17 protein-coding genes are annotated in these 25,478 nt (G+C 38.7%); 11 read left to right on the plus strand and 6 right to left on the minus strand.

Features of this window, described 5'->3' with window-relative positions:
- Positions 1-8: 8 nt before the first annotated feature.
- Positions 9-1,322, plus strand: coding sequence for a hemolysin family protein (locus ACLCDV_RS07385; RefSeq protein WP_317667852.1), 1,314 nt, complete (start codon positions 9-11; stop codon positions 1,320-1,322).
- 17 nt (positions 1,323-1,339) lie between these two features.
- Positions 1,340-2,053 carry a 16S rRNA (uracil(1498)-N(3))-methyltransferase gene (locus tag ACLCDV_RS07390; protein WP_411973307.1) on the plus strand — a complete coding sequence of 238 codons (714 nt, stop codon included), beginning with the start codon at positions 1,340-1,342 and terminating at the stop codon, positions 2,051-2,053.
- 85 nt (positions 2,054-2,138) lie between these two features.
- On the opposite strand, the gene ACLCDV_RS07395 is transcribed toward ACLCDV_RS07390, so the two are convergent.
- From ACLCDV_RS07395 to ACLCDV_RS07405, 3 genes are all read right to left on the minus strand, one after another.
- Complete coding sequence (locus ACLCDV_RS07395) at positions 2,139-2,615, minus strand: hypothetical protein (RefSeq protein WP_317667850.1); 477 nt, start codon at positions 2,613-2,615, stop codon at positions 2,139-2,141.
- A 119-nt stretch (positions 2,616-2,734) separates the two neighbouring features.
- Positions 2,735-4,129, minus strand: coding sequence for an ABC transporter permease (locus tag ACLCDV_RS07400; protein ID WP_317667849.1), 1,395 nt, complete (start codon positions 4,127-4,129; stop codon positions 2,735-2,737).
- A 47-nt stretch (positions 4,130-4,176) separates the two neighbouring features.
- Complete coding sequence (locus tag ACLCDV_RS07405; protein WP_317667848.1) at positions 4,177-4,818, minus strand: ABC transporter ATP-binding protein; 642 nt, start codon at positions 4,816-4,818, stop codon at positions 4,177-4,179.
- Between the two features lie 465 nt (positions 4,819-5,283).
- On the opposite strand from ACLCDV_RS07405, the gene ACLCDV_RS07410 reads away from it, so the two are divergent.
- The 3 genes from ACLCDV_RS07410 (at position 5,284) to ACLCDV_RS07420 (ending at position 10,161) form a co-directional block, all read left to right on the plus strand.
- Complete coding sequence (locus ACLCDV_RS07410) at positions 5,284-8,085, plus strand: TonB-dependent receptor domain-containing protein (RefSeq protein ID WP_411973308.1); 2,802 nt, start codon at positions 5,284-5,286, stop codon at positions 8,083-8,085.
- 81 nt (positions 8,086-8,166) lie between these two features.
- Positions 8,167-9,621, plus strand: coding sequence for a hypothetical protein (locus ACLCDV_RS07415; protein WP_317667846.1), 1,455 nt, complete (start codon positions 8,167-8,169; stop codon positions 9,619-9,621).
- Positions 9,622-9,723: 102 nt separating this feature from the next.
- Entirely contained in the window at positions 9,724-10,161 is a 438-nt protein-coding gene (locus tag ACLCDV_RS07420; protein WP_411973309.1) for a hypothetical protein, read from the plus strand.
- 105 nt (positions 10,162-10,266) lie between these two features.
- Here ACLCDV_RS07420 and ACLCDV_RS07425 read toward each other — a convergent pair whose 3' ends face one another.
- Complete coding sequence (locus ACLCDV_RS07425; RefSeq protein WP_411973310.1) at positions 10,267-11,442, minus strand: hypothetical protein; 1,176 nt, start codon at positions 11,440-11,442, stop codon at positions 10,267-10,269.
- 175 nt (positions 11,443-11,617) lie between these two features.
- Here ACLCDV_RS07425 and ACLCDV_RS07430 point away from each other — a divergent pair, with 175 nt between their 5' ends.
- A complete protein-coding gene (locus ACLCDV_RS07430; protein WP_411973311.1) occupies positions 11,618-13,462 on the plus strand; it encodes a DNA polymerase III subunit gamma/tau in 1,845 nt (614 codons plus the stop codon).
- Between the two features lie 77 nt (positions 13,463-13,539).
- Positions 13,540-14,328, plus strand: coding sequence for a 23S rRNA (guanosine(2251)-2'-O)-methyltransferase RlmB (gene rlmB / locus ACLCDV_RS07435; RefSeq protein WP_411973312.1), 789 nt, complete (start codon positions 13,540-13,542; stop codon positions 14,326-14,328).
- Positions 14,329-14,388: 60 nt separating this feature from the next.
- Here the strand turns inward: rlmB and ACLCDV_RS07440 are convergent, their stop codons facing one another.
- Together ACLCDV_RS07440 and ACLCDV_RS07445 are read right to left on the minus strand one after the other, a co-directional pair.
- Positions 14,389-16,155 carry an AMP-dependent synthetase/ligase gene (locus ACLCDV_RS07440; RefSeq protein WP_411973313.1) on the minus strand — a complete coding sequence of 589 codons (1,767 nt, stop codon included), beginning with the start codon at positions 16,153-16,155 and terminating at the stop codon, positions 14,389-14,391.
- Positions 16,156-16,333: 178 nt separating this feature from the next.
- Positions 16,334-18,211 (minus strand): DEAD/DEAH box helicase, encoded by a 1,878-nt coding sequence (locus ACLCDV_RS07445; protein WP_075991675.1) that lies wholly within the window; start codon positions 18,209-18,211, stop codon positions 16,334-16,336.
- A gap of 263 nt (positions 18,212-18,474) precedes the next feature.
- Here ACLCDV_RS07445 and ACLCDV_RS07450 point away from each other — a divergent pair, with 263 nt between their 5' ends.
- The 4 genes from ACLCDV_RS07450 (at position 18,475) to ACLCDV_RS07465 (ending at position 25,428) form a co-directional block, all read left to right on the plus strand.
- On the plus strand, positions 18,475-19,089 hold the full coding sequence (locus ACLCDV_RS07450; protein ID WP_411973314.1) for an RNA polymerase sigma factor: 615 nt from the start codon (positions 18,475-18,477) through the stop codon (positions 19,087-19,089).
- 131 nt (positions 19,090-19,220) lie between these two features.
- On the plus strand, positions 19,221-20,183 hold the full coding sequence (locus ACLCDV_RS07455) for a FecR family protein (protein ID WP_411973315.1): 963 nt from the start codon (positions 19,221-19,223) through the stop codon (positions 20,181-20,183).
- A 164-nt stretch (positions 20,184-20,347) separates the two neighbouring features.
- Entirely contained in the window at positions 20,348-23,701 is a 3,354-nt protein-coding gene (locus tag ACLCDV_RS07460) for a TonB-dependent receptor domain-containing protein (RefSeq protein ID WP_411973316.1), read from the plus strand.
- A gap of 371 nt (positions 23,702-24,072) precedes the next feature.
- Positions 24,073-25,428, plus strand: a complete 1,356-nt coding sequence (locus ACLCDV_RS07465; RefSeq protein ID WP_317667837.1) for a hypothetical protein — start codon at positions 24,073-24,075, stop codon at positions 25,426-25,428.
- Positions 25,429-25,478 lie beyond the last annotated feature (50 nt).

Below are 25,478 nucleotides of genomic sequence, written 5' to 3' on the forward strand. Positions count from 1 at the left end.
CCCCAAGCATGGCGCTCGATATATTTTGGACATTGTTTTTAGTATTGGCCAACGGCTTTTTTGTCGCGGCAGAATTTGCTATTGTCAAGGTCCGAGTCTCCCAAATTGAAGTTCAGGCAAAAACAGGTAGCAAAGTTGCTACAATAGCCAAAAGTATAACGGAGCATTTGGATGGTTATTTGGCCGCTACACAATTGGGTATTACACTTTCTTCATTGGCCTTAGGTTGGGTAGGAGAGGCTGTAATGACCCAAATTGTGCAGGGGGCACTAGGGTTTTTCGGTGTAGAATTAACGGGTACAATCGCGACGAATGCTGGTCATGTATTGGCTTTTACGATTATTACCGTGTTACACATTGTATTTGGAGAGCTCGCTCCTAAATCAATTGCGATTCAAAAACCTGTTGCAACAACAATGAAAATTGCGGTTCCACTGCAATTTTTCTACTTTATCTTTAGACCATTTATTTGGATTTTAAATGGTTTCGCTAATTTTCTGTTGAAGATTTTGGGATTTGAAGTTACCAAAGGGGAATCTGCGCACTCTTCTGAAGAGTTGCAATATCTTTTGGATAAAGGTAAAGAGTCTGGTGCTTTGGATATTTCTGAGCACGAGTTGATCAAAAATGTATTTGATTTTAACGAACGTATCGTTAAGAATATTATGGTACCTCGTACCAAAATTGTGGCTGTGGAGGTTACGGCTGACGCCTCTGAGCTGATAGAAACCATGACTGAAGAAGGGTACTCTCGTCTGCCAATTTATGAGGATAATATTGATCAAATCGTTGGTATTGTCCATACGAAAGATATTTTACCCCTCTTAGCTAAGGGAAAAGAGGTTGTCATGAGAAATATTATGCGCAAACCTTATTTCATTCCTGAAACGAAGAAGATCAATGATCTAATGGCTGAATTCCAGCAAAAGCGTCTACAGTTAGCGATTGTACTGGATGAATTTGGTGGGACTGCGGGTATGGTTACTCTTGAAGATATTGTTGAGGAACTTGTTGGTGAGATCCAGGATGAATACGATGAGGAAACTCCAGTTGTCGAACGTATCTCGGAAACGGAATATATGGTCGATGCAGGCGCTAGTATTCATGATGTGAATGAATTTCTCCCGATAGAATTACCCGAGAGTCAGGATTACGATACGATGTCGGGTCTGGTGAGCGAAATCTTTGATAAGATTCCTGAAGTCGGTGAGCGTAAAGAAGAATATGGTTACGTATTCACTATTATCCGTAAGGCTCAGCAGAACATAGAGTTTGTCAAATTGGAATTGGTCGAATCGGCCGATGATGATACAGAAGAATAAAACAATAACGAAAGCACATGCAGTTATTTTTTACACCGGATTTAAACCCTTCATTAGAAAATTTTATCCTTAGTGAAGAAGAAAGTAAACATGCTATTCGTGTGCTTCGTATGGATACTGGTGATCGCCTACATCTCATAGACGGTCGCGGTGGTTTGTACGAAGCTCAAATTATTGACCCTCATCCCAAACGGACTGTTCTTACGATCTTAACTGTTGAGGAGGAATTTCAGCGGCCAAAATATCATTTGCATATTGCTGTTGGTCCAACGAAGAATATTGATCGCATCGAATGGTTTTTGGAGAAGGCGACTGAGGTTGGCATTCAAGAAATAACGCCAGTTATCTGTGAGCATTCTGAGCGAAAAGAGGTGAAATTAGATCGTCTAAATAAGGTGGTTGTTGCAGCGATGAAACAATCGTTGAAAGCCTATCTTCCCAAGCTAAATCCAGCCGTATCGTTTAAACAGTTTTTGAGAGAAATCCCAAAAGAAGGTGTTCAAAAAGCAATTGCACACTGTGTTGACGCTGAAAAGAAGTATTTAAACCAGGTTTTGGAGCCTGCCCAGCATTATATTATCCTCATTGGTCCGGAAGGAGATTTCTCTGAAGAGGAAATTGATTTGGCACTACAGATGGGATTTCATCCGATTTCGTTGGGAGAAGCGCGCTTAAGGACGGAAACAGCTGCTTTAGCAGCTTGTATGGAAGTTTCCCTACTGAATAGATAATAGGGAATAAAAGACGACTCTGGCCCAGTAAATGGGCTGTGAGAGATCTGCAAAGCCCATTTAATGGTTTAATATAGACGCTAGTTTATTTTATTGGTTCTGCGTCTACAATCTGAATTTCAGCATTTCCCTTAAGCGGATCTTTGGTAAAGATCATTTTTCCTTTTAATTTAATCGGATCCTCAGAGAATTTTATTGCATTGCCCTTTAATGTTACTTCAACCATTGGTGGTATTCCGTTGGATCCACAGAATTGGCATTGCATCACGGGTAATACAGACATCATAAAGTTCTTATGATTACGACCACTATGAAGAGGAACCATATAACCAGGTAATTCAACAATTTTATTTTCAAGCGCTTTGAGTTCTTTGGGATAGAAAGGAGTATATACTTTCTTTGCCCCATTATAAGTTACTTTATAAGCCATCTTATCAATTGCTTCCCAAGTTTTGTTCATCATAGGTGTATGATCGGGAACATCCGGATTACCACCTATTTGGGCTTGGGATTGTATGGTACAAAATACTATAAATAAGAATACTGTCAGTGTTTTTTTCATGTGTTATGCTATTGTTATGTATCGAGAAGCTGTTCGTCTGAATTTTCCATTTTCCTGCCTAATGGATAAGCGACTCTTCTTATTGCGATCTTTTTGTCGTTGTCTGATCTTAGTTAAATTTATTTATTTGATAGTGTTCCAGAAATACTCGTCCTGTAGGCCTTGATCGCCGGAATAAGTGCTGCTAAGATACCTATTAAACAAGCAACAAACAAGAAAACGAGTTCTTTCGGGTGAAGTGTAAAGGCCTCTATAAAATCGGCGCTTTGACTTGTCTGATTACTGATATAGTAAAGCGCTAGATGTGCCATTATAAGCCCGATTAACCCACCAAGAATCGTAATGGTTAGTCCTTCAAGAAGCACAATGGCAAAGAGTTTTCCTTTGGAGGCTCCAAGCGTACGCATGATGGCAAGGTCGTATTTACGTTGCTTTAATGCGTTATATAAATTGATAAAAACGCTTAAACCTGCAATAAACATAATTACATAAGCGAGTATCGATAAAGAATCTATCCCTACGCCTAAAAGCGAAAATAGACGAGTGCTTTCCATGGCGGGAGATGCGGCCTGCATGTCTGTTTGCTGATCAATCAATTTTGGCAAAATTCCGATTGCTGCAGGGGATTGATATTTTAGTAGAATGGCGGTTATTTCCAGTCCATTCTGCTTTACCATGTCGGCACCTATTGACTTCACAAACATGCCTTCCTCTGCGTGCTCATGATGGTCTTCCTGCTCCTGATGTCCTTTTTCGTTCGTTTCGGCTGGAGCAGATGAATTTTCTGCAATATCTTCACCATGATGGTGCAGATGTGCTTTGAGGGTTTCCTCCCGGTCTTCTTGGCGTTCGCGTAATTCTTTCTCTACTGCAGTTTCTTGATGCTCATGTTTATGTGCAATGCCATGTACATCCCAAACACTTTCTAAATTGGTCAGTATTAAATTATCGGTAACGTTATTGTTATGTTTTAGAATACCAACAATGGTAAACGGATGCTCGTCATGATGATGTCCATCTTTGCTCAAGCCATGTGAACTATGGATCTGATCGCCAATTTTGAGTTGTTGTTTTTTTGCAACTTGATCACCAATGACTACTTCAAAATTATTTTGCCAGATACGGCCTTCAGTTATTGCTGTTTCATAAATAGCTAAGAAAGATGAATCTGTTCCAACAATGCGATGGCTTTTGAAATTGTCACCTAAAGATAGGGGCACTGCAAGCTGAACAAGGGGATTTTGGCGTAATGGTTCCAGTTCGTCCAGTGGGATATTGCCGGTTGGATTGTCAATATGATAAATACTTGATAAGATCAATTGAAGGGGGCTTCCCTTGGCGCCAACAACCAAATCAATATTTTTACTGTTATTATCAAGCTGCTTTTCAAAAGTTTCTCCGGTAATTGAAAGCACGGCAAGGATGGAAATTCCAAACGCCGTTAACAGAATGCTTAGAAAGACCGAGCCAAACTGCCTACTTAAATTTTTCCAAACCAATTGTATCGTGTTCATAACAAATTCTAAAAACTAAGGGTGACGCGTAAATTAAAGTAAAACAATTATTTTAAAAGGTACATTTTGGAGAACTGATCTTTTATTCTCTTGTCGTGTGTTGTTATCAATAAAGTCGATCCTGCAGTGTCAGCTATGGATAATAGCAGTTCTAATACCCTGTAGGTATTGTTGTCGTCTAGAGCGGCAGTTGGTTCGTCAGCAATAAGTAGGGCTGGTTTATTGATGACGCTGCGTGCTATAGCAGCACGTTGTAATTGGCCGCGACTCAATTCGTTTGGGTACGCAGCACTTTTTTGATCTAATTGTAGTTGCGTCAATATGAAATGTATTGCATTAAGGTCTATTCTTTTTCCTGCTAAAGACTGTGCCAACTTGATGTTTTCCAAAAGTGTTAAATTTCTTAGGAGGTGAGCTTCTTGGAATATAAATCCGATATATTGCGCACGAAACTGATCCAATTTGCTGTTTGATAATAAGGATAGGTCTTGGTTATTTATTTTGACCAGACCTGTCTCCGGTCGGGACAAACCTCCTAATATATTAAGTAATGTTGTTTTTCCAGAACCCGAATCCCCTAATAACAGCGTATGCTGACCTTTCTCGATGTGAATATCTGGAAATTCAATTGGCGTTGAATTAGGATACTGAAATGATAACTGTGTAGCCGATACGATTGGAGTGCTCATGAGGATCAGAAATTGAAAATATATTCAAACTTAGATAAATTGCTTTTTATATGCAATATAATTGCAATTATATTGCATATAAAAAGCAATTTACTGGGGAGAGCTAGGAATTATCAATGAAAGGCCTTTCGTCTCTTGTATTTCCTACTGTTCTACCTCAATATGTATATACCATCTCAATACGTACGACGTAAAGACACATATTGAGGTATATAGTATAAATGTAGCCTAATTGTGTTAATAAATTACATGCTTAATAATTTTCTTACACTTCATTAATATAGTCACTAATGAGGTCGCTCAAAAACTGCGCTAACTGGTGATAAATGTTCTTTTTTACTGAAAATCGCAAAAAACAGGCGGTGGGTAACATTAAATTAACAACTGATTGATGTAATGGTAATTTGTTGTTAATGTTAATCTAATATTCTGCTAATAGCTTTGCAGAAACAAAAAACAAATAAATTGAAACCACAATTACAACTTAAAGGAATCGCTGCTGCCATGACGCTTGTAGTAGCTGCATCTACAACAGTTTATGCGCAGAGTAGTGGGAAGTTAATGGGGACTATTACTAACAGTAAAACTGGTGAAACAATCACCGGAGTAACTGTTCGTATTTTAGGAACATCAAGAGGTGGAAGCTCTGATGTATCCGGAAAGTACAGTATTCCAGCTTTACCGGCAGGTAAATATACTGTAGAATATATTTATATTGGTTACTCGACAAAGCAAGTTACCGAGGTTGAGATTAAAGCGAATGATTTGACCAATTTAGATATCGTTCTTGATAATTCAGAAGGACAGGTGTTAGATCAAGTTGTGGTTACGGGATCTTTTAAGAAAGAATCTATTGGTGCATTATATTCGCAACAAAAAAATAGTGCATTGATTTCTGATGGTATTTCAAGTGAGCAGATTAGAAGATCGCCAGATAAAAATACATCCGAAGCACTACGTCGTGTCAGTGGTACGACAATTCAAGATAATAAGTTTGTCATCGTTCGCGGTTTAAGTGACCGCTATAATGTTGCTATGATGGACGGCTCGGTACTACCAAGTACAGAAGCCAATCGTCGCGCTTTTTCATTTGATATTATCCCAGCTGCCCTAATTGATAAAATTACAATTTCGAAGACTGCAACACCTGATCTTCCTGCAGACTTTGCTGGGGGCGCAGTTCAAATTTCTACAAAAGATATTCCAGATCGAAATTTTGTCTCTTTCGGCTTGGGCTATGGTTATAATTCTGCGTCGACATTTAAAGATTTTTTGCAAACTAAAAAGAACGTTCAGAATTACTTAGGTTTTGATGATGGATCAAGTCAATTGGCTAAAAATTTTCCATCTCGAGCGGATGTTGATGGACAGTTATCTCAAAAATGGCAAAGGCTAGCTCTAAAATCTCTTCCAAATGATTTTGGTATTCAAACAAAAAGTGCTTTGCCTTCTCAAACATACCAGTTTTCTTTGGGACGCGTAAAGCAATATGAAGATAATAGTCGTTTTGGTGCCTTATTCTCTGTGAACTATCGGAATTCGCAGAACATTCTTCCGAATATTGAACGTAATTGGTTTACCTATGATTATCGGGACCAACAATATAAGTTCTCTACTAATTTAGGTGCTTTAGCGAATTTTGGTTATACATTTGGAAAGAATAAAATAACTTGGAAAAACTTGTACAATCGAACTTATGATAACACGTATACTGAACGATTTGGAACAGATGGAAGTTCATCTTCTATTAATAAGTTTTATGCATTTGACTTGATGCAAAAATCTCTGTTTAAATCTACTCTAGATGGTGAGCATGTATTGAGTGATAAAAATGATAAGATTAAATGGACGGCGTCTTGGAGTAATATAGGGAATAATCAACCGAATCAAACCAAAATAAATTATCAAAAACATGAAGATTATGCGAATGATCCTTCTGTTCCATATCTTGCAAATTTAACTACTGTTGGTAAAGCAAATTCAAGACTATTTGCGGATCTGAATGAGAATATTTTTTCAGGTGAAGCTAGTTATTCTACACCTTTAAATTTCTTGAGTGCACCAAGTACTTTAAAAGCCGGTCTAGGATCGCAATTTAGGAAACGTAATTTTGACGCAAGGTTTGTAGGGTTTGAGTTAAATACTTTAGCTATATCTGGTGATGAACAAACACGTATCCTTCAATTGACTCCCGATCAGATTTTTTCACCAACGCTGATTGATAAGAACGTTTATAAATTTGGTGAGGTGAAAGGGGACGGTGATATCTATAATGCGAAATCGTTATCGAGCTTCGGTTATTTAATGATGGACCAAAAATTTGCGGACAAGTTTAGGATTGTATACGGTTTAAGAGTTGAAAATTACAATGTAAAGGTAGATGCTTTGCGGATATTTTCAGGAAAAATTGAGGAAAGCGTTGATGACACTAAGCTGGATTTCTTGCCGTCAGTTAATATGACTTATAGTTTGACTCCTAAAACCAATATCAGAGCGTCATATTATCGTACGTTGGCTCGACCTGAATTTAGGGAGTTGGCTCCATTTTCGTTCTATGATTTTGAGAATATGGGAATGATTATTGGAAATGAGAAATTAAAGCGAAGCTCCATTAATAATGCAGATTTACGTTTCGAATATTATCCTTCTGCTGGTGAAATTCTATCCGTATCTGCTTTTTATAAAGGTTTTACTGATGCGATTGAACCGTTTCGTTACGATGTGAATTCAACACCAGATATTAGTTATTTCAATACACCTAAGGCAGACCTATATGGCATTGAGGTGGAAGCGCGTAAAAATTTAAGCTTTATTAACGAACAGGAATTCTTTAAAAATACAATCGCTTATTTGAATGTTTCTTTGGTACATTCTAAAGTGAAAAATCCTACTGATTTGGATTATATTGATAAATCGAGACCGATGGTAGGACAATCTCCTTATGTGATAAATGCGGGATTACAACATTCAGCACTCGATAATAAGTTAAGCGTCAACATTCTTTATAATAGAATAGGTAAGCGCATTACTCAAGCCAGTGGTATTCGTTTTGCAAGTACTTGGGAAGCACCTCGGAATGTATTGGATTTTCAAGTTGGTTATAAGGTCTTGAAGGGCAAAGGAGAGGTTAAACTCAATGCAGGAGATATTCTAAATAATGCAATCAATGTTTACTATGATAATAAGCAGTTAAATATACCTAATGAAACTAGTTTTAAATATAAACCGGGTTCAAACTATTCATTGTCACTGAATTATACGTTTTAGATTATAATATAAAATTAACAGGAATTTAATTTCAAGGTTAAAGTAATTGAATTTATTTGTACAGTATATAAAACTTAAAAAATGAAAAAAAGATTTTTATTCTTATCCTTATCTGCATTGTTACTTGCAGGAGCATGTAAAGAAACTACAATTACAGATAATGGTGGTGGAACAGAAACTCCGACTAATCCAGGAAGTGAAAATGTGGTAGAAATTTCGGGAGAAATAACAAGTAATACCACTTGGACTTCCGATAAGATTTATGTGTTAAAGGGATTTGTGTATGTATCTAATGGCGCTACGTTGACGATTCAGCCTGGTACTATCATCAAAGGTGACAAAGCAACGAAAGGAACATTGACAATTACACGTGGAGCTAAAATAAATGCTGTTGGAACAGTTGAGAAGCCAATTGTATTTACATCAGGTTTGGCAGCAGGAGCTCGCTCTCACGGAGACTGGGGTGGTGTTATTATACTTGGTAAAGCGCCGGTTAACCAAGGAACTGATGTTAAAATTGAAGGTGGTTTGACAGCTCCAAGTGGCAAAGATGATAAGAACTATATCTACTATGGAGGTACTGATGCAGCTGACAATTCTGGAACTTTAAAATATGTGCGTATAGAATTTGGCGGAATTCCTTTCTCACCAGATAATGAGATCAACGGATTGACTTTAGGTGGTGTTGGTAATGGAACTACATTGGATTATATTCAGGTATATCGTTCTGGAGATGATGCTTTTGAGTGGTTCGGCGGTACTGTTAATGCAAAACATTTGTTGGCAATCGGTACTTGGGATGATGATTTTGATACCGATTTTGGTTACTCAGGGAACGTTCAATTTGCAGTTGCTCAACGTGCTAATGCAGCGGCAGACGTTTCTCAATCCAATGGTTTTGAATCGGATAATAACGGTAGTGGAACTGATCAAACACCAAAGACATCAGCTGTTTTTTCAAATGTATCTATCATAGGTCCGATTTCCAAAGATGGATTTTCACCGAATGCTAATTTTCAACATGGTATCCAACTTCGTCGTAATTCTTCAATTAGCGTTGTTAATTCAGTGATTTCAGGATTCCCTATTGGAATTTATGTTGATGATACTAAAGTTACTACAGCTGAATCAACTTCTAAGAATGTTGTGGATGGAAAAGCTGTATTTGCCAATAATTTATTTTACGGAAATCCAGTGGGCATAAAGACTACTTCAACAACGAGTATAGCAAGTCAAGTTGAGGCATTAATTAAAGCTAATAATACCTTTGAGAGCAAAATGTATGCGAATAACTTGTTTACAGCTCCTTACAATTTTGGAAAAGACTTCTCCAGTACGCCTGCAAATCCGAACTTTACATTATTAACTGGATCTGCCGCCGCAACAGGAGCAAATTTTACAAATGCTAAAGTTTCAGGTAGCTTCTTTGATAAAGTAGCTTATCGAGGTGCATTTGGAACAGAGGATTGGACAGCTGGTTGGGCTCATTTTGATCCACAGTCTTTGCCTTATACAACTCCAAATCAAGTAAAATAATTATAGTTTAGTAAATAAAGGGAAATCCCGCCTTGGCGGGATTTTTTGTGGCATATTTATTAAATAATTCGTTATATAGTCAAATAAAATAAATTCTAAAATATGAAAAAAGAAATCTATTTAGTTTTAATGAGTGTTTTCCTCCTTTTTGGATGTAAAAAATCGGATGATTCTACGGATCGTTCTGCTGCTGGACTTAAGGTAGAAATAAAGGGAATTTCTGGCGGGGGTGAATTTGTAAATATCAGTGTCGATCAGGATAAGACAGAAGTAAAGTATGCTGTGGGAACTACTGGTAGTCCTCAGACTGCAAAAGATAAAAGCTATAAAACGAGCGCAGAAACGTTTAGAAAGTTATCGTCATATGTCGAAGCCTATAACCTAATGAATGCAAAAATCGAGGAGTGCGCACGTTGTACGGACGGAACAGATTACGTAATTAAAGTAATATCTAAAGAGAAAGAAAACACAGTAACACTTGCAGCCCACCGAAACGATGGTAAATATGCTGATGTACTTGATTTTATAAGCAAACTTTAGAAAAAAATACTTTTTAGAGGATTGTTTATTACTCTGCGGAATGACAATTTTCAGCTAAACTCTGCGATATGAAGCTAATATGAAATCTCGGGATAAGATGTGGTATTATCTCGGCTCATAGTGATAAACAATCTGATAAGATTGATTTTTAAGTTGCTCTGACAGTTGACCAATATCCAAACTCTGTGCTTGTGGTGTAGGTTCACAGACAGAATAATATTTTCCATTGTACAAAATAGCATCGCCTATAGGATGTTCAAATTGGACGGCCATCGTTACATGAGTGGGATAGAGCAAGGTAATCATGGGTAGATTATAGATTTCCTTTACCAGATAAAAAAACAAGGCAACACGGTCATCACAGTCACTGTATTTATTCAATAGCGTTTGTTCTGCAGAAAGGCGCTTTTCGGATCCGAAATTCTCTTCGTCATTTTCGTATAAGAATGCATATCGTGTAAATCGCATTAAATAATCGACACCTTCCTGCTGATTTTTTCCTTTTAAATTTTCTCTGAGCGCAGGAATCAGTGATTGATAAGTCTCTTTGCTAAGTGGAATATTGAAATAAGTTTCAAAATCTACGCCAGGATAGTTTTTAAAGAGATCACTGATATCGTCATTCAACTTGACATTAAAATGGTAGGCTTTATGTCCATAGTTGAACTCAATTTGCTTTTCTTTATAATTTGCTGGTACAAAATCAGGTAATTTTGTGATTTTATAACTAAAATCTTCAATCGCTTCTGGTACTTTGATCTTAACGGGAATATAGGTGTCTGCGCGTTGAAAGAGCTTTCCATAGTCATGGAAGTTTAAACAGGTGTATTTCTTTCCGTCAATTTCAAAAAAGGGAATATCAGAGATATCTTCTTTGTTCTGAATGAAAAATACAATCTGATTATTACCTACGGCCAAGCGGGCATCATAACCAGATTTACACATTAAAAACCATTTATATAAAGTATAGCGTGTATAATTTTCAGCTTTCGGGGCAATCTGTTGTGCGGTGCGGCGAATCAGCTGATAATACACCCAATCATTCAAATGATGTTCATCTTTGTATTCGAGCAAACTGTTTACAAGTTGTATGTAATCGGTTTGATCAGCTATTTGATAGAATTTTTGTACATGAGCTATCGTTAAGCTGTCTTTGAATGGAATATTAAAGGAGACGGGGACATCAATAGACACCTTACCATCATAAAAATCGAAATCATGATGTTGCGCCCAGAGTTGCTGTGAAGCACAGGTTAACCAAATGAGTGTGGTCAAAAACATTCGATATATTTCCCTTAATTTCAATTCTTAACAATTTGATAACATTGTAGTAATATAAAATTAACGATAAAATTTGCTTTTTTTGTGCATTGAAGGAATTATTATTAAAAAATTACAATCTATTTTTAGGTTTTAGATTCTCCTTTTTCATTTTTAAAATCCGTATCTTCGTGCAATGGATAATTTTATTGTTTCTGCACGTAAATACCGCCCGATTACCTTTGATTCGGTTGTAGGTCAGCAACACATTACTGGTACCTTAAAGAATGCGATACACAACAATCAGTTGGCGCAGGCATTTTTGTTTTGTGGTCCCCGCGGTGTGGGGAAAACTACCTGTGCACGTATTTTAGCTAAAACAATAAATTGTGAAAATATCTTAGCAGGCACCGAACCTTGTGGCACATGTGATAGCTGTAAGTCTTTCCAAAATGGAAATTCTTTCAGTATTCATGAGCTGGATGCGGCATCCAATAATTCCGTAGACGATATACGTAACCTGATTGATCAAGTACGTATACCACCTCAGGCTGGAAAATATAAAATCTATATCATAGATGAGGTGCATATGCTTTCTCAAGCAGCTTTTAATGCCTTTTTGAAGACATTGGAAGAACCTCCTTCTTATGCAATTTTTATTTTAGCAACTACCGAAAAACATAAGATTTTACCTACTATTCTTTCACGCTGTCAGATTTTTGATTTTAACCGGATCAAAGTGGAGGATATGGCTAGTCATTTGGCCCGTATCGCTGACAGGGAAGGTATTGCTTATGATCAGGACGGATTGCATATCATTGCCCAAAAGGCCGATGGTGGCCTTCGGGATGCCTTGTCGATGTTCGATCAGATCGTCAGTTTTTCCAATAAAAATGTCACCTATCAAGCTGTAATCGATAATTTGAATATCTTGGATTACGATTATTATTTTAAGCTAACAGATGCTATTTTAACTGAGGATGCAGCACAAACTTTATTGATTTTCAATGAGATTTTAAATCACGGGTTTGATGGAAGTCATTTCATAGCCGGTCTGTCAGCTCATTTTAGAAATTTGCTGGTTGCTAGAGAGCCAGCTACGCTTAAATTATTGGAAGTTAGCAATAGTATTCGTCAAAAGTATCTACAGCAGTCTCAGAAAGCCTCTGCAGGATTTTTGTTATCCGCATTGAATATTTCCAATCAGTGTGAAATCAACTATAAGGCGAGTAAAAACCAGCGCTTACAGGTTGAACTTTCACTCCTCAAAACCTGCCATATTGCGAGTGCGATTAAATTGAGCCAGCTTGGATCCGTGCAGATTCCTTCGGCAACCGAGGGCCTAAAAAAAAAACTTCCTGAGCCAATAGTTGGACAAGCGCAACAAACCTCGGTAGTCCCTACTCCGCAAGCGACTTCTCCAGCGAATGCTCCTGTCGTTGAAAACCATGTGACACCGCGTTCGCAAGCTAACCCCGTAAATTATCAGGCTTCCGAGACAAAGGAAGAAGAAAAAAAAGATAATGTTTCTAATGTCCCTCCCAAAGTTAAAAAAGGAGGGTGGGGGGCTTCCACTTCGGCAATTATTCCATCTTTACCGGATTTAAATACCATATACGATAACAACGCGGTCGCCAAAGAAGGGGATGAACCGGAATTGATACGTGGGAGCGAACAACGTGATGTTTCATTCGGTCAATTTATTGCTGTTTGGAATAGTTATGCTGAACAGCTGAAAGCAGAAAACAAGATTAACTTGTATACCATGATGACGGCTATGCAACCGCGGTTAAATGGGGTATTGATTGAAATTGATGTCGAAAATGGTGTTCAGATGGATGTATTGCAAAGTGCAAAGGTTGATGTGCTGAACTACTTACGTGTGAAACTCCAGAATTTTTCGCTGGATCTGCAGGGGGTAATGATGGAACATACGATTTCACGCAAACCCTATACTTCCCAGGAGAAGTATCAAGCGATGGTCAACAAAAACCCGCTTTTAGATACTTTGCGGAAGGAGTTTAACTTGGGACTAAGCTAATTCAAGCACGCTAGTTGTTTTTTATTTTTGTACATTTGCAAACTCTTCCATGAAGAGGGAAATATTTAGTATTTATTATGCAAGGAAATTTTCAGAGACGTGATCGCGACCACGGGGAAAGACGTGAAGTGAATCAGATGGTATTTGGTATTCGTGCTGTCATCGAAGCAATCGATAGTGGTAAAGAGATCGAGTCATTATTTATACAACGCGGTTTGAGCGGCAGTTTGATTCTAGAATTGAAAGCCTTGTTAAAGGAACATAATATCGCTTCTCAACAGGTGCCAATTGAAAAATTAAACCGCATAACACGTAAAAATCATCAAGGTGTAATTGCGGTTATTTCTCCAATTACCTATCATGATATAGAAGAACTTCTCCCTCAGATTTATGAAAAAGGTGTAACTCCTTTACTTCTGATGTTGGATGGAGTGACAGATGTGCGCAATTTGGGTGCTATTGCACGTACAGCGGAATGTTCTGGAGTACATGCCATCATTGTCCCTAAAAAGGGGTCGGCTGAGGTCAACCCTGATGCGATTAAAACATCTGCTGGAGCACTCTATAAAATCCCTGTCTGTCGCCATGATAGCTTGTCCAAAGTTGGTAAATTTTTGATTGATTCAGGTGTGCAGTTAGTTGCCAGTACAGAAAAAACAACCTCGAGCATTTACGATGTGGATTATACAGCTCCAACCTGTGTGATTATGGGTGCAGAGGACGTTGGTGTTTCCAATGACCTAATTCGTATTGCCGACCACCTGGCCAAGATACCAATGTACGGTGAAATAGGTTCGTTAAATGTATCTGTGTCGGCCGCAGTAGTGATCTATGAAGCGATTCGTCAACGGATTGTTAAAAAATAAAGAATATAATTTAGTTGATTACAAAAAAGCCTTTGTCAAAAACAAAGGCTTTTTTGTAGACTAGTTTTGATAAATATCTTCAATCTCTTGTTCGTATTTTTGCAAGATAACTTTTCTTTTCATTTTTAATGTCGGTGTCAATTCACCGGTTTCAACGGTCATTTCGTCGGGGACTAGGATGAACTTCTTGACCTGTTCCCAGCTGCCAAAATTTTGATTAATACGGTTGAGTTCCGATTCTATTTTCTGTTTCAGTTCTGGGCTATTTAGAAAATCTAGTCTAGAAAGATTGGCAAGGGTGGGAAAAGCACTTCTGGACCATTCTAGAAGATTATTATAGTTGGGAACAATCAACGCCGCAGGAAATTTACGGCCTTCTCCAAGTACCATAGCCTGTTCGATAAATGAAGATTCGACCAGTTTAGATTCGATCTGCTGCGGGACGATATATTTTCCTCCAGAAGTCTTGAACATCTCTTTCTTTCGGTCTATAATTTTGAGAAATTTACCGTCTACCCATTCACCAATATCTCCTGTGTACAACCAGCCATCTTTGATCGCTTCTGCTGTCGCCTCTGGATTTTTATAATAGCCAATCATATTATTCTCGCCTTTAGTCAATATTTCTCCATCGTCAGCAAGCTTTATTTCGATATGAATTAACGGTAAGCCTACAGTACCAATTTTCATACCTCGTTTATAGCAGTTTACAGCGATACATGGTCCTGCCTCAGTGAGGCCATAACCTTCATATATTGGAATTCCTGCTGCCATATACAGACGGATTAATCTTTCCTGTAAAGCAGCACTCCCGGAGGCAATCCCTTTGATGTCGCCACCTAATGCTTCGCGCCATTTTGAAAAAACTAATTTACGGGCAATGTTCAGTTGAAGGTCATACCACCATGTACGTCCCTCCAGTTTGTATTGTTCGCCGATGCTCAAGGACCAGAAGAATAGCTTACGCTTGACTCCTGTTAGCTGCTCTCCTGTAGCCATAATCTTTTCATAAACTTTCTCCAATACACGAGGTACAGCGGAAAAAATATGCGGTTTAACGGATTTAAAATCTTCACCTATCGTATCCATCGATTGAGCAAAGAAGATTGTCAAACCTTTGTACATATATACATATTGGAATACGCGTTCATAGGCATGACAAACCGGAAGAAAGGAGAGGGCACGATCACCTCGTTCGACAGGAAAGGAATATTCACTACTCAACGTATCTGCCAATAAATTTTTATGAGACAACATAACACCTTTGGGATTTCCTGTTGTGCCAGAGGTGTAAATGATGGATGCCAATGTATCGGTTTTTATACCATCACGTAGTTGGTTTAGCGTTTCATCTGTAATGATCTCACCGTTGGAGACGAAGTCATGCCAATGGTTTAAACCATCCTCTTTGTCTAGACTGTAAATAGCATTTAGTTGCGGACAATCATCTTGTATCGTTAATATCTTTGTGTATAGTGTCTTTGAACTGACAATACACTTCCTGATTTCGGCATGATTGAAGATATATGTGTAATCTAAGGTCGAAATATTAGGGTAAATGGCGACTACTACAGCTCCAATTTGTTGAATAGCAAAATCAAGGATATTCCACTCGATGCGGTTCTCACTAATTAATGCTACTTTCTCTCCCGGCTGAACCCCTAATGCGATCAAACCTTTAGATGTCTCGTTGACCTGTTCAATAAAATAAGTATTGCTTACTTTTACCCATTCGTTACCTTTTTTGAAAGAAAACATCGGGAAATCCGGAGCAATATTATATTGCAGGTATGCTAAATCAAATAATCTTGTTGCTACTATTGGCATGTTAGAAGTCCAGTTCGTATAATACAGCTAATTTAAGCTTTTTTATAGAGACTATTATATTGGCAGGAGATATTAGTGCCTGTACTGTTAGAAGGGGATATAAAAGAAAAGACTCTGGTAAATCAAGCTACGTGCTTTTATACCAGAGTCTTTAAACTCTTATTTTAAATACTAATGACTAGTATTTGCTTTTTGATTCTTTACGTTTTCCAGAGAAATCACGGAAGCCACCGCCATTGCTGCTACGCTCACCACGATCACGACGCTCACCACTGAATCCGCCTTCACGTCTTCCGCTGCGTTCGCCGCCACCATATCCACCTTCACGTCTTCCACCGCGATCACCACCACGGTATCCACCTTCACGTCTTCCGCCACGATCACCACCACGGCTTCTTCCGCCACGGTCGCTACGACCTTCTCCTCTAGCTTCACCAGATACTTCGATACGTACTTGACGACCGTTGTAATCTACACCTTGGAATCCTTGGAATACTTTTTCTACTTCTGCATCTTGAACTTCGAAGAATGTGAACACGCCTTTCAAATCAATTTTACCGATTGATTTTCCTGAAATATTCGCATTGTTACAGATGAAGCCCAACATATCTCCACGAGAGAATTCATCTACTGAACCTAAGTTCATAAATAAACGCGTGTAGCCTTTTGAACCTTCACGTGAACGACCATCACGTCTATCACCGCGGTCTTCACGACCACCATCACGCGCTTCGATATTTAAATCAGGCGCATTTTTGTAATAATCCAAAAAACGGTTGAACTCAAGAGAAGCGAATCTTTTGATGATATCTTCTTTTGAAAGTGATTCCAAATTTTCCATAATTGCAGGCAAGAATGGGCTGATTTGTTCATCGTTTACTTCAACGTTTTCAATCTTTTTAACGATAGAAAATAATTGTTTTTCGCAAACTTCAGCACCTTGAGGTACTTGTTTTTTCTCAAAAGGTTTACCGATGATCTTTTCAAGATGACGGATTTTGCTTAGCTCTTTTACGTTTACCAAAGAAAGCGAAATACCAGTTTTACCTGCACGGGCTGTACGGCCTGAACGGTGTGTATAGTTTTCTGTTTCATCAGGTAAAGAGAAGTTGATAACGTGAGTTACATCACTTACATCAATACCACGAGCGGCTACGTCTGTTGCGATCAACAATTGTAAACTACGGTCACGGTAACGTTTCATTACTTTATCACGTTGTTGTTGGGACAAATCACCATGCAGTGAATCCGCATTGTAACCATCTTTGATCAACGCTTCAGCGATATCCTGTGTTTCGATTTTTGTACGACAAAATACGATACCAAAGATATCAGGGTTTGAATCCACAATACGTTTGAACGCAGCATATTTATCTTTTGCTTTGATCAAATAATAGTGGTGTTCAATGTTGGCGTTACCGGTGTTTTTTGTTCCTACAGTAAGCTCAACTGGATCGGTCATATAATTCTTTGCGATACGACGTACCTCAGAAGGCATTGTCGCCGAAAATAACCAAGTTTTTTTCTCGTCAGGAGTTTCTGACAAAATGTTGTTGATGTCTTCTTTGAAGCCCATATTGAGCATCTCATCCGCTTCATCCAATACAACATATTTTACATTTGAAAAATCAATCGCATTTCTGCCGATGATATCCAACATACGACCTGGGGTCGCTACTACAATTTGCACTCCACGTCTAATTTGACGTAGCTGGTCTGAGATATTTGCACCTCCATATACAGCAACAACATGTACGTTGTCAACGTATTTAGCAAATTTTTCTAAATCTTTTGAGATTTGTAAACATAATTCCCGAGTAGGGCAAAGGATTAATGCCTGTGGGTGTTTTTGAGAAAAGTCTAATTGCTCTAATAATGGAAGACCAAATGCCGCGGTCTTTCCTGTGCCAGTTTGGGCTAATCCGACAAAATCGTCGTTACCAGTCAATAAAACAGGAATGGCTTTTTCCTGAATTTCAGAAGGTTTTTCGAAACCTAATTCTGAGATGGCATTAACAACTTCCTCACGGATTCCCAGTTCTAAAAATGGGTTCATGAAATATTTTATACAATAGGCACTATTGCCTAAGGCGATGCAAAGATAAGAATAATATTGGAATAAACAAATAATTTAAATAATTGATTTTTAAGGGAATCTGATTCTTTTATACCAGGTGATAATAAATTGAGCGCTGTTATATGGATTTAGCTCACTTTGAAAAGTATTATTTCGAATGTGAAACTATTTTATATACCTACAGTTTCTTTATTCATTTATTAATAGAAACTTAATATTTCAACCTTAAATTTGGTATTAGCATGAATCAAGGACCAGTTGTACATCAGCGTTGGCTACAAGCTATTAAAGAGTTTAACGATACTTCTGCTTATGAGGAATTGTATCGCTATTGCTGGAAAGATCTTTATCAGCACGCTGCCCGTCGGATCCTAGACCGACAGGATGTGGAGGATATTCTACAGGAGCTGTTTGTGCAGTTTTGGGAAAGGCGGCATACAATCGACATCCAAATGAACCTCCAGGCCTATTTGAAAGGAATGCTCAAATATAAAATTATAGACTTTTTTAATTCCACCAAAGCCAAAGATAGATTGTTGGAGCACTGGAGTAAACATATATTCGACTATGTGCAGCAACATCCAGAGGATCTCGACACGTATTTAGCCCTTGAGAAGTTGTTGGAGGAAGAGCTGGAAATTATGCCACAGAATATGCGGCAAGCGCTTTTATTAAAATGGGAACATTTATCCATTCGAGAGATAGCCATGCGTATGGGGCTGTCTGAGCAAACGGTCAAAAATAATCTTACGGAAGCATCCAAACGACTACGGAAAGCTATTTTGGGCTATCAACATGTTCAAAACGGTAGTTTTAGCCTTCTTTTGGTCTTTATGATAGACGAGCTCGCTAAGTAGCTTACCCACCTTGCCACATTCCTATTTTCTGAACTTTGATCCTTTAACAATTCTTTCATACAACATTAACTATTTCTTGAAGTACTTTGGGGCTTTATTGCGGACTTGTATATAAACAGCAGGCATAAAAAGTGAAAAGAAAAATTTTTGAATCCTTAATCTATAGATACCAGCATAATAATGGGAACAAGGCTGAGAGATCCCTGATTGATCGCTGGTATGATACGCTTGATCGGGAAGAACTTTCTGCAGGGGAGATAGATGAGGTTCGATTATGGAATAATATACAGCAACGTATTGGAAGTACTGGGTCAAAAAAATCAGTGGGTCGGAGCATAATCTACTGGAGCGGAGCGGTTGCGGCAAGTCTACTGATATGTGTTGGCGTTTTATTTTGGACAAAGCAGCATGATCTGAATTTCTCCCAAAGAGAAGCGAGTTTAAAACCCGGTTACCGGATTTTTGAAACAGGGGCCTTACAACGTAAGCGGATATTTTTGGCCGACGGATCAACCGTTGTAATGAACGCATATTCCAAAATTAAATTGGATACCGTCTCTTACAATAGGCGTGATCGAGTTGTGGAGCTTATGGCTGGAGAGGCCTATTTTGAGATTAAGAAAGATTCCTCAAAAGCTTTTGTGGTGAATGCCCGACAAATACAGACAAGGGTGCTGGGGACCTCCTTTACCGTGAAAAACTATGCGGAATTGGATGATATATCGGTGTCCGTATTTACAGGTAAAGTGCAGGTTACTGCCAATAGCAATCCGCTGGGTGTACTGACCCGCGGTGAACAGATCCGTTATACCAAAAATAACCACAATAGTCATCAGGAGACTTTTGATCTGACGACACGGAATAGCTGGATTGAGGGAAGAGTTTATCTTAAGCAAAGCAGTTTTGCAGAATTGGCACTGGCGGTCAAAAGTATCTATGATGTGGATATTAAAACTGACGATCAGCGGATTGCTCAACAACGGTATAGTATGCCGATATCAAAGCAGCTGTCCTGGACGGCAACCCTGGAAAGTATCAAAGCAATTCATCACAACAAATCAAGGAAGGAGGGCAGGATAGTGCATATTTACTAATTCGGGGATAAAAAAAAGAGAGCTGACGACGGCCATCGTCAACTCTGCGTCATGTACCATTTGGAGATGGTATAAATAACATATACAACAACTTAAGAGATATTATATACGCATACAAATTTATGAAATTTAAGCAATACGTTACGCAAAACGATATTAAGTTTATGATAAGGACATCGTTGGTAGGTCTATTTCTTTCAATCGTGTCGGCCGAAATGCTCTTAGCTTCGGGCGCATACGGGCAGTTACTCGATAAAAAGATTACAGTTTCTTTTAGTGAATCTAATATTCCGGCGGCTTTCGAACGTTTGGAATCCCAAAATATACATATCGCTTTCGATGCAGCGAAATATAATCTGGCAGAGAAAAAGGTAAATGCCAAAATTTTTAAAAGTAATAGTGTCCGCGATGTCATGCGTTATCTGCTCAGGGAGACTGACCTGATGGCTCATGACAACAGTGTCTATATTACATTAGTCGAAAAACCGGTACAGCAGAATGGGTATATTTCAGGTAAAGTTATTGATGATCGCGGTCAACCTTTGGCTAATGCCAGCATCAAACTGATCGGTACCAATAAATCAACACAGAGCGGTATCGATGGGAGCTATCTTTTGAATGCTGAACCGGGAACCTACATATTGGAAGTCAGTTACCTCTCTTACAAGACCCAACGTGTTGAAGGGGTCAAAATAGAGGCCGGACAACGGACAGGGTTAAACATTGCCATGAAGACGCAGGTAAATGCGCTAGAGACGGCAGTTGTCAATGTATCGTTTAAAAAAGCTTCCGTAGCCGGTCTTTATGCGGCGCAAAAAAACGCAGCGTCGGTGACGGACGGAATATCCGCCGAACAGATCGCCCGTACACCGGACAATGATATGGGGCAGGTTTTAAAACGTGTTACCGGATTGACCACTGTTAATAACCGGAACGTTATTGTGCGGGGGATGTCCGACCGCTACAATCAGGCCATGTTGGACGGTGTGGTGATTCCGAGTACTTCGCAGAATAGACGGGATTTTTCCTTTGATATTATACCGACAGAAATGGTGAGCTCGGTGGTGGTCAATAAAACGGCAACACCGGATGTATCCGCTGAATTTTCGGGCGGACAGGTTTCGGTGAATACGATAGATATTCCAGAAGAGAATTTTACAACAATACAAATTGGATCAGGAAGTAATAGTCAAACTTTGGGAAAAAATTTTTACCGACTTGGAAAACGACATACAAGTGAATATTTCGGTTTCTTTGACAAATCGTCAAAAATGCCCGATGGAATAAAAACCTGGCAATGGAATAGCAGGTCTTTACTATTAGATGCGCCTCCGGGTTATATTTTGACAGACGAGGAATTAAATAATACCCCTTTAAATCCAACTGAATTTGGCGATGCCGTGAAGTACAACGATTTGGACGCTATCGCACAATCCAAACGCTTTAACAGTGACGCAATGAAGCAATATAAATATAAAGCTCTCCCTAATCAGAATATGCGTTTTTCGCTTGGTCGCTTGTATCAGTTACATAACGGAAATCGATTCGGCTTTGCTGCTTCGGTAAACTTTAGAAACGAGCAGAATATTGTAGCGTTTAATAATACGAGGGGGTCTGCATTAATTGGAACGCACTATATAGATAGTACCGGTATCGGAGACAACGGTGCCGGCACCTCTTATCGCTTTAACAGTAACGCTGGATTGGTTGCAAATATGGGGTATCAAGCGGATGGATTTAAAGTTTCTTTACGAAATATGTATGCACGTACGTATGCAAATAATTACAATGAAAGTATTCGAAAAGTATACACTGACCCTGATAAAAAAGCAAATAGGCTTACGTATCAATTACCTGAAGCGATGTCGTTGCAGCAACATCAGTTGATCGGAGAGTATCAGATGCCCTGGCAGGTAAAAGCGGAGGGAATGTTTACCATCAATAAGATTAAACAGCAAATTTTAGATGAACGAAAGCTCTCCTATAGAATAACGACCACGATAGATGATCAACCCTATTTTCAAACACCTAATTTATTGACAACTGCTGGATTTTCTAATAAAGGGGCGGTAACTGATTGGCGAATGTGGACTAGTATAGATGAGACCGATTATAATTGGAGCGCTGCATTTTCTCGGAAATTTCAACGCGGGACAGGAGTATCAACTCTTGTCAAATTAGGTTATCAGGCTTGGGTCAAAAAAAGAACATTGGATTTGTTTAAATTTTTACCTATGACACGATCGACCTTGGTTGGCAATGTTAGCGTACCTGCTCCTCCAATTGAGTCGAGTTATGATAGACTATTTTCAAACGAAAATATTGGAAATGGAGATGGGCAAGCATACTATTATGCCGAAGGTCTTGGCGGTAGGTATTATAATGGAAAAATGAGTTCCCATGCACTTTTCTTAATGGCTGATCAAAAGCTATGGCAAAAATTGCGGTTGGTGTACGGTGTAAGGGCTGAATATTTTAATCTTAATAGTAGACAGGAGGAGCTGTATAAAAGAAAGTATCAAAAGGGGGATACAAATGGTGCTGAAGCCTATGAACTTGGTGTAAAAGAAAATAACTGGCGGTTTTTACCATCTATTAATGCCACGTTTAACTTAACTAATACATTCAATATTCGAGGAAGTTATGCGCGTACAGTAATTCGTCCGGATTTTAGAGAGGTAGGTATGTTTGCGATGTATGATTTTGAATTAGACGGTTATGTATCGGGCGAACAAGTGCAGAGTACTTTGATTGATAATTTGGATATGCGTTTTGAATGGTACCCGTCTTCAGGTGAAATAATATCCCTAACGGGCTATTATAAGTATTTAGACAAGCCAATAGAGCTAGTACATCGGGGAGACGATAAGCGGAATTATACTTTTGCAAATATGGAATCTGCAAAGAATTTAGGGCTAGAATTGGAAATTCGAAAAAACTTTGCATTTATAGGTGATCAGGAATGGCTAAAAGATCTATTTGTATCAGCTAATGGCACGCTTTTGAAATCTAAAGTCAATGTGTTATCCCATTGGGAAACTATTGATGGCGCCACACCCGATGGACCTAAACGTCGCCAGTCGCGTTATCCGGGGCAAGATAGACCTTTGATGGGACAATCGCCATGGTTGTTAAACCTAGGATTTGGTTATTGGGGCAATTATTTCGGAATTACGACAAGTTATAACCATAGGGGGTACCGGACAAATATCGGAAATTTTAACCTTTCAGCAGTTGAATATGAATTGGCACCAAAGCAGTTGGATGCACAATTTTATGCGCGTTTTTTAAATAAAAAAATGGAAGTAAAACTTAATTTGGCTAATCTGCTTGATGATTGGACCCGCTATTATGAAAATACTGAAGGATTTACGACTGCCAATGATCCGCAGACAGGTGACTATGTTACCACAAAAGTAAAAGGAGATAATAAATATAATAAAGCGGATGGGGATATAATAACCTATCGTAAAAAAGATGGAAGAAGATTTAATCTTTCAGTTACCTATAATTTTTAAAAAATAAGTTCTAAATCAATTAAAGAAATGAACTTCACCTGCGTACGGTGACGGTAGTACTACATACAAAGGTGCATTTCATCCTTCAACACCTCCGTGGACTGTTGGTTGGACTCAATTCGCACCAAAAACTTATTAAAAGAATTTAAAAGTAAAAAAAATACCTGCGCGAGGCAGTTTCATATCACTCCCTCAATAATGTACATAAGTTCCGGGTTTGTCCAAGTCGCACAACAGGGAAGGAAAATAGAAAAATACAGAAAACGGGTGATTGAAAACAACTATGCAACCTTATGAAATGCTATCCCATAGGGATGCATAGTCTAAAAAATGATCTTGTGATGGCAAAACTAGTAATTATTTAACACAAAATGAAAAAAATCTTAACAGTAGCAAGCGTATGCGCAATCGCATTAGCTTCTTGTAACAAAGACAACGTAGGACCTAATTCAGATTTGAATGCTGGTTTGCCAAACAAACCTCAGGCAACGATCCCAACAGATGCTGCCGGTATTATTACTAAAACTACGCTTTCTGCAGATACCGTATGGAAAATTGATGGAGTTGCTTTCGTAAAACCGGGTGCGACATTGACGATTCAAGCGGGTACTTACATTACTTCTGGTGTAACTAAAGCATACAATGACCAAATCACCGGAATAACTCAAAATATCAAAGGCGTTTTGGTTGTACCTAAAACAGCGAAATTAATCGCTAACGGTACTGCTTCAGCACCAATCGTATTCACTTCTCCAAATGCGGCAGGATCTCGTAACCCTGGTGATTTCGGAGGTGTCGTCTTGTTGGGTAGTGCAACTACTAATCAAGCTGCCACACGGAGAATCGAAGGGATTCCTCAACCTGTGGGTGTAGATGTTACTTATGGAGGTACAAACGCTGCAGATAATTCAGGCTCATTGAAATATGTACGTATTGAATTTGCAGGTTACAACTTAACTGCTGACAATGAGATCAACGGACTAACTTTAGGTGGTGTTGGTACTGGTACCACCTTGGAAAATATTCAGGTATCTTGGGGTAAAGATGATGGTTTTGAGTTCTTTGGCGGTACTGTAAATGCGAAATACCTGGTAGCCTTATCGAATGACGATGATGACTTTGATTTCGATCATGGATACACCGGAACAATTCAGTATGCCTTATCACTAAAGGATCCTAATTCAACAAATAGCACATCAAGTGGTAGCTCGGATTCAAACGGTTTGGAATCGGATAACGAAGGTACAGCGCCATATGCAGCGACACCTAAGACTCGCCCAGTATTGAAAAATTTTACATTCCTGGGAATTAAGGATGCTACTGTTGCTGGTACAAAACTGAAATTTGGTAACCGTTGGAGAAGAGCTTCACAGTATGATATTCAAAATTCGATTATCGCTGGTTATGCAACAGGTGCAGCATTTCAGGATGGTGCAACAGGTACTTTTACAGGTAATGTTGTACATGCTTATACTGCGGCATTCAGTGGTGCAACACCAACAGGAAACCAAACAAATGTGTCAACAGATGCAACGACATATTTGAATTTAGCAGGAGCTGGAAATATTTTTTATCCAACAACATCTACATTTAATCCTGCTTTTTTAAGACCATTGTCAACTTCACCTGCATATGGTGATGGAAGTACAACTTATAAAGGTGCATTTCATCCGACAACTGCTCCTTGGACTGCAAACTGGACTCAATTTGCTCCAAAAACTTATTAACATTGATTATTTAATTGAGTGAGCCATGCAATGGCTCACTTCTTTATCCT

Origin of the sequence: Sphingobacterium sp. Lzh-3 (assembly GCF_046764375.1) — a bacterium.
In the GTDB taxonomy this organism is placed as follows: Bacteria; Bacteroidota; Bacteroidia; order Sphingobacteriales; family Sphingobacteriaceae; genus Sphingobacterium.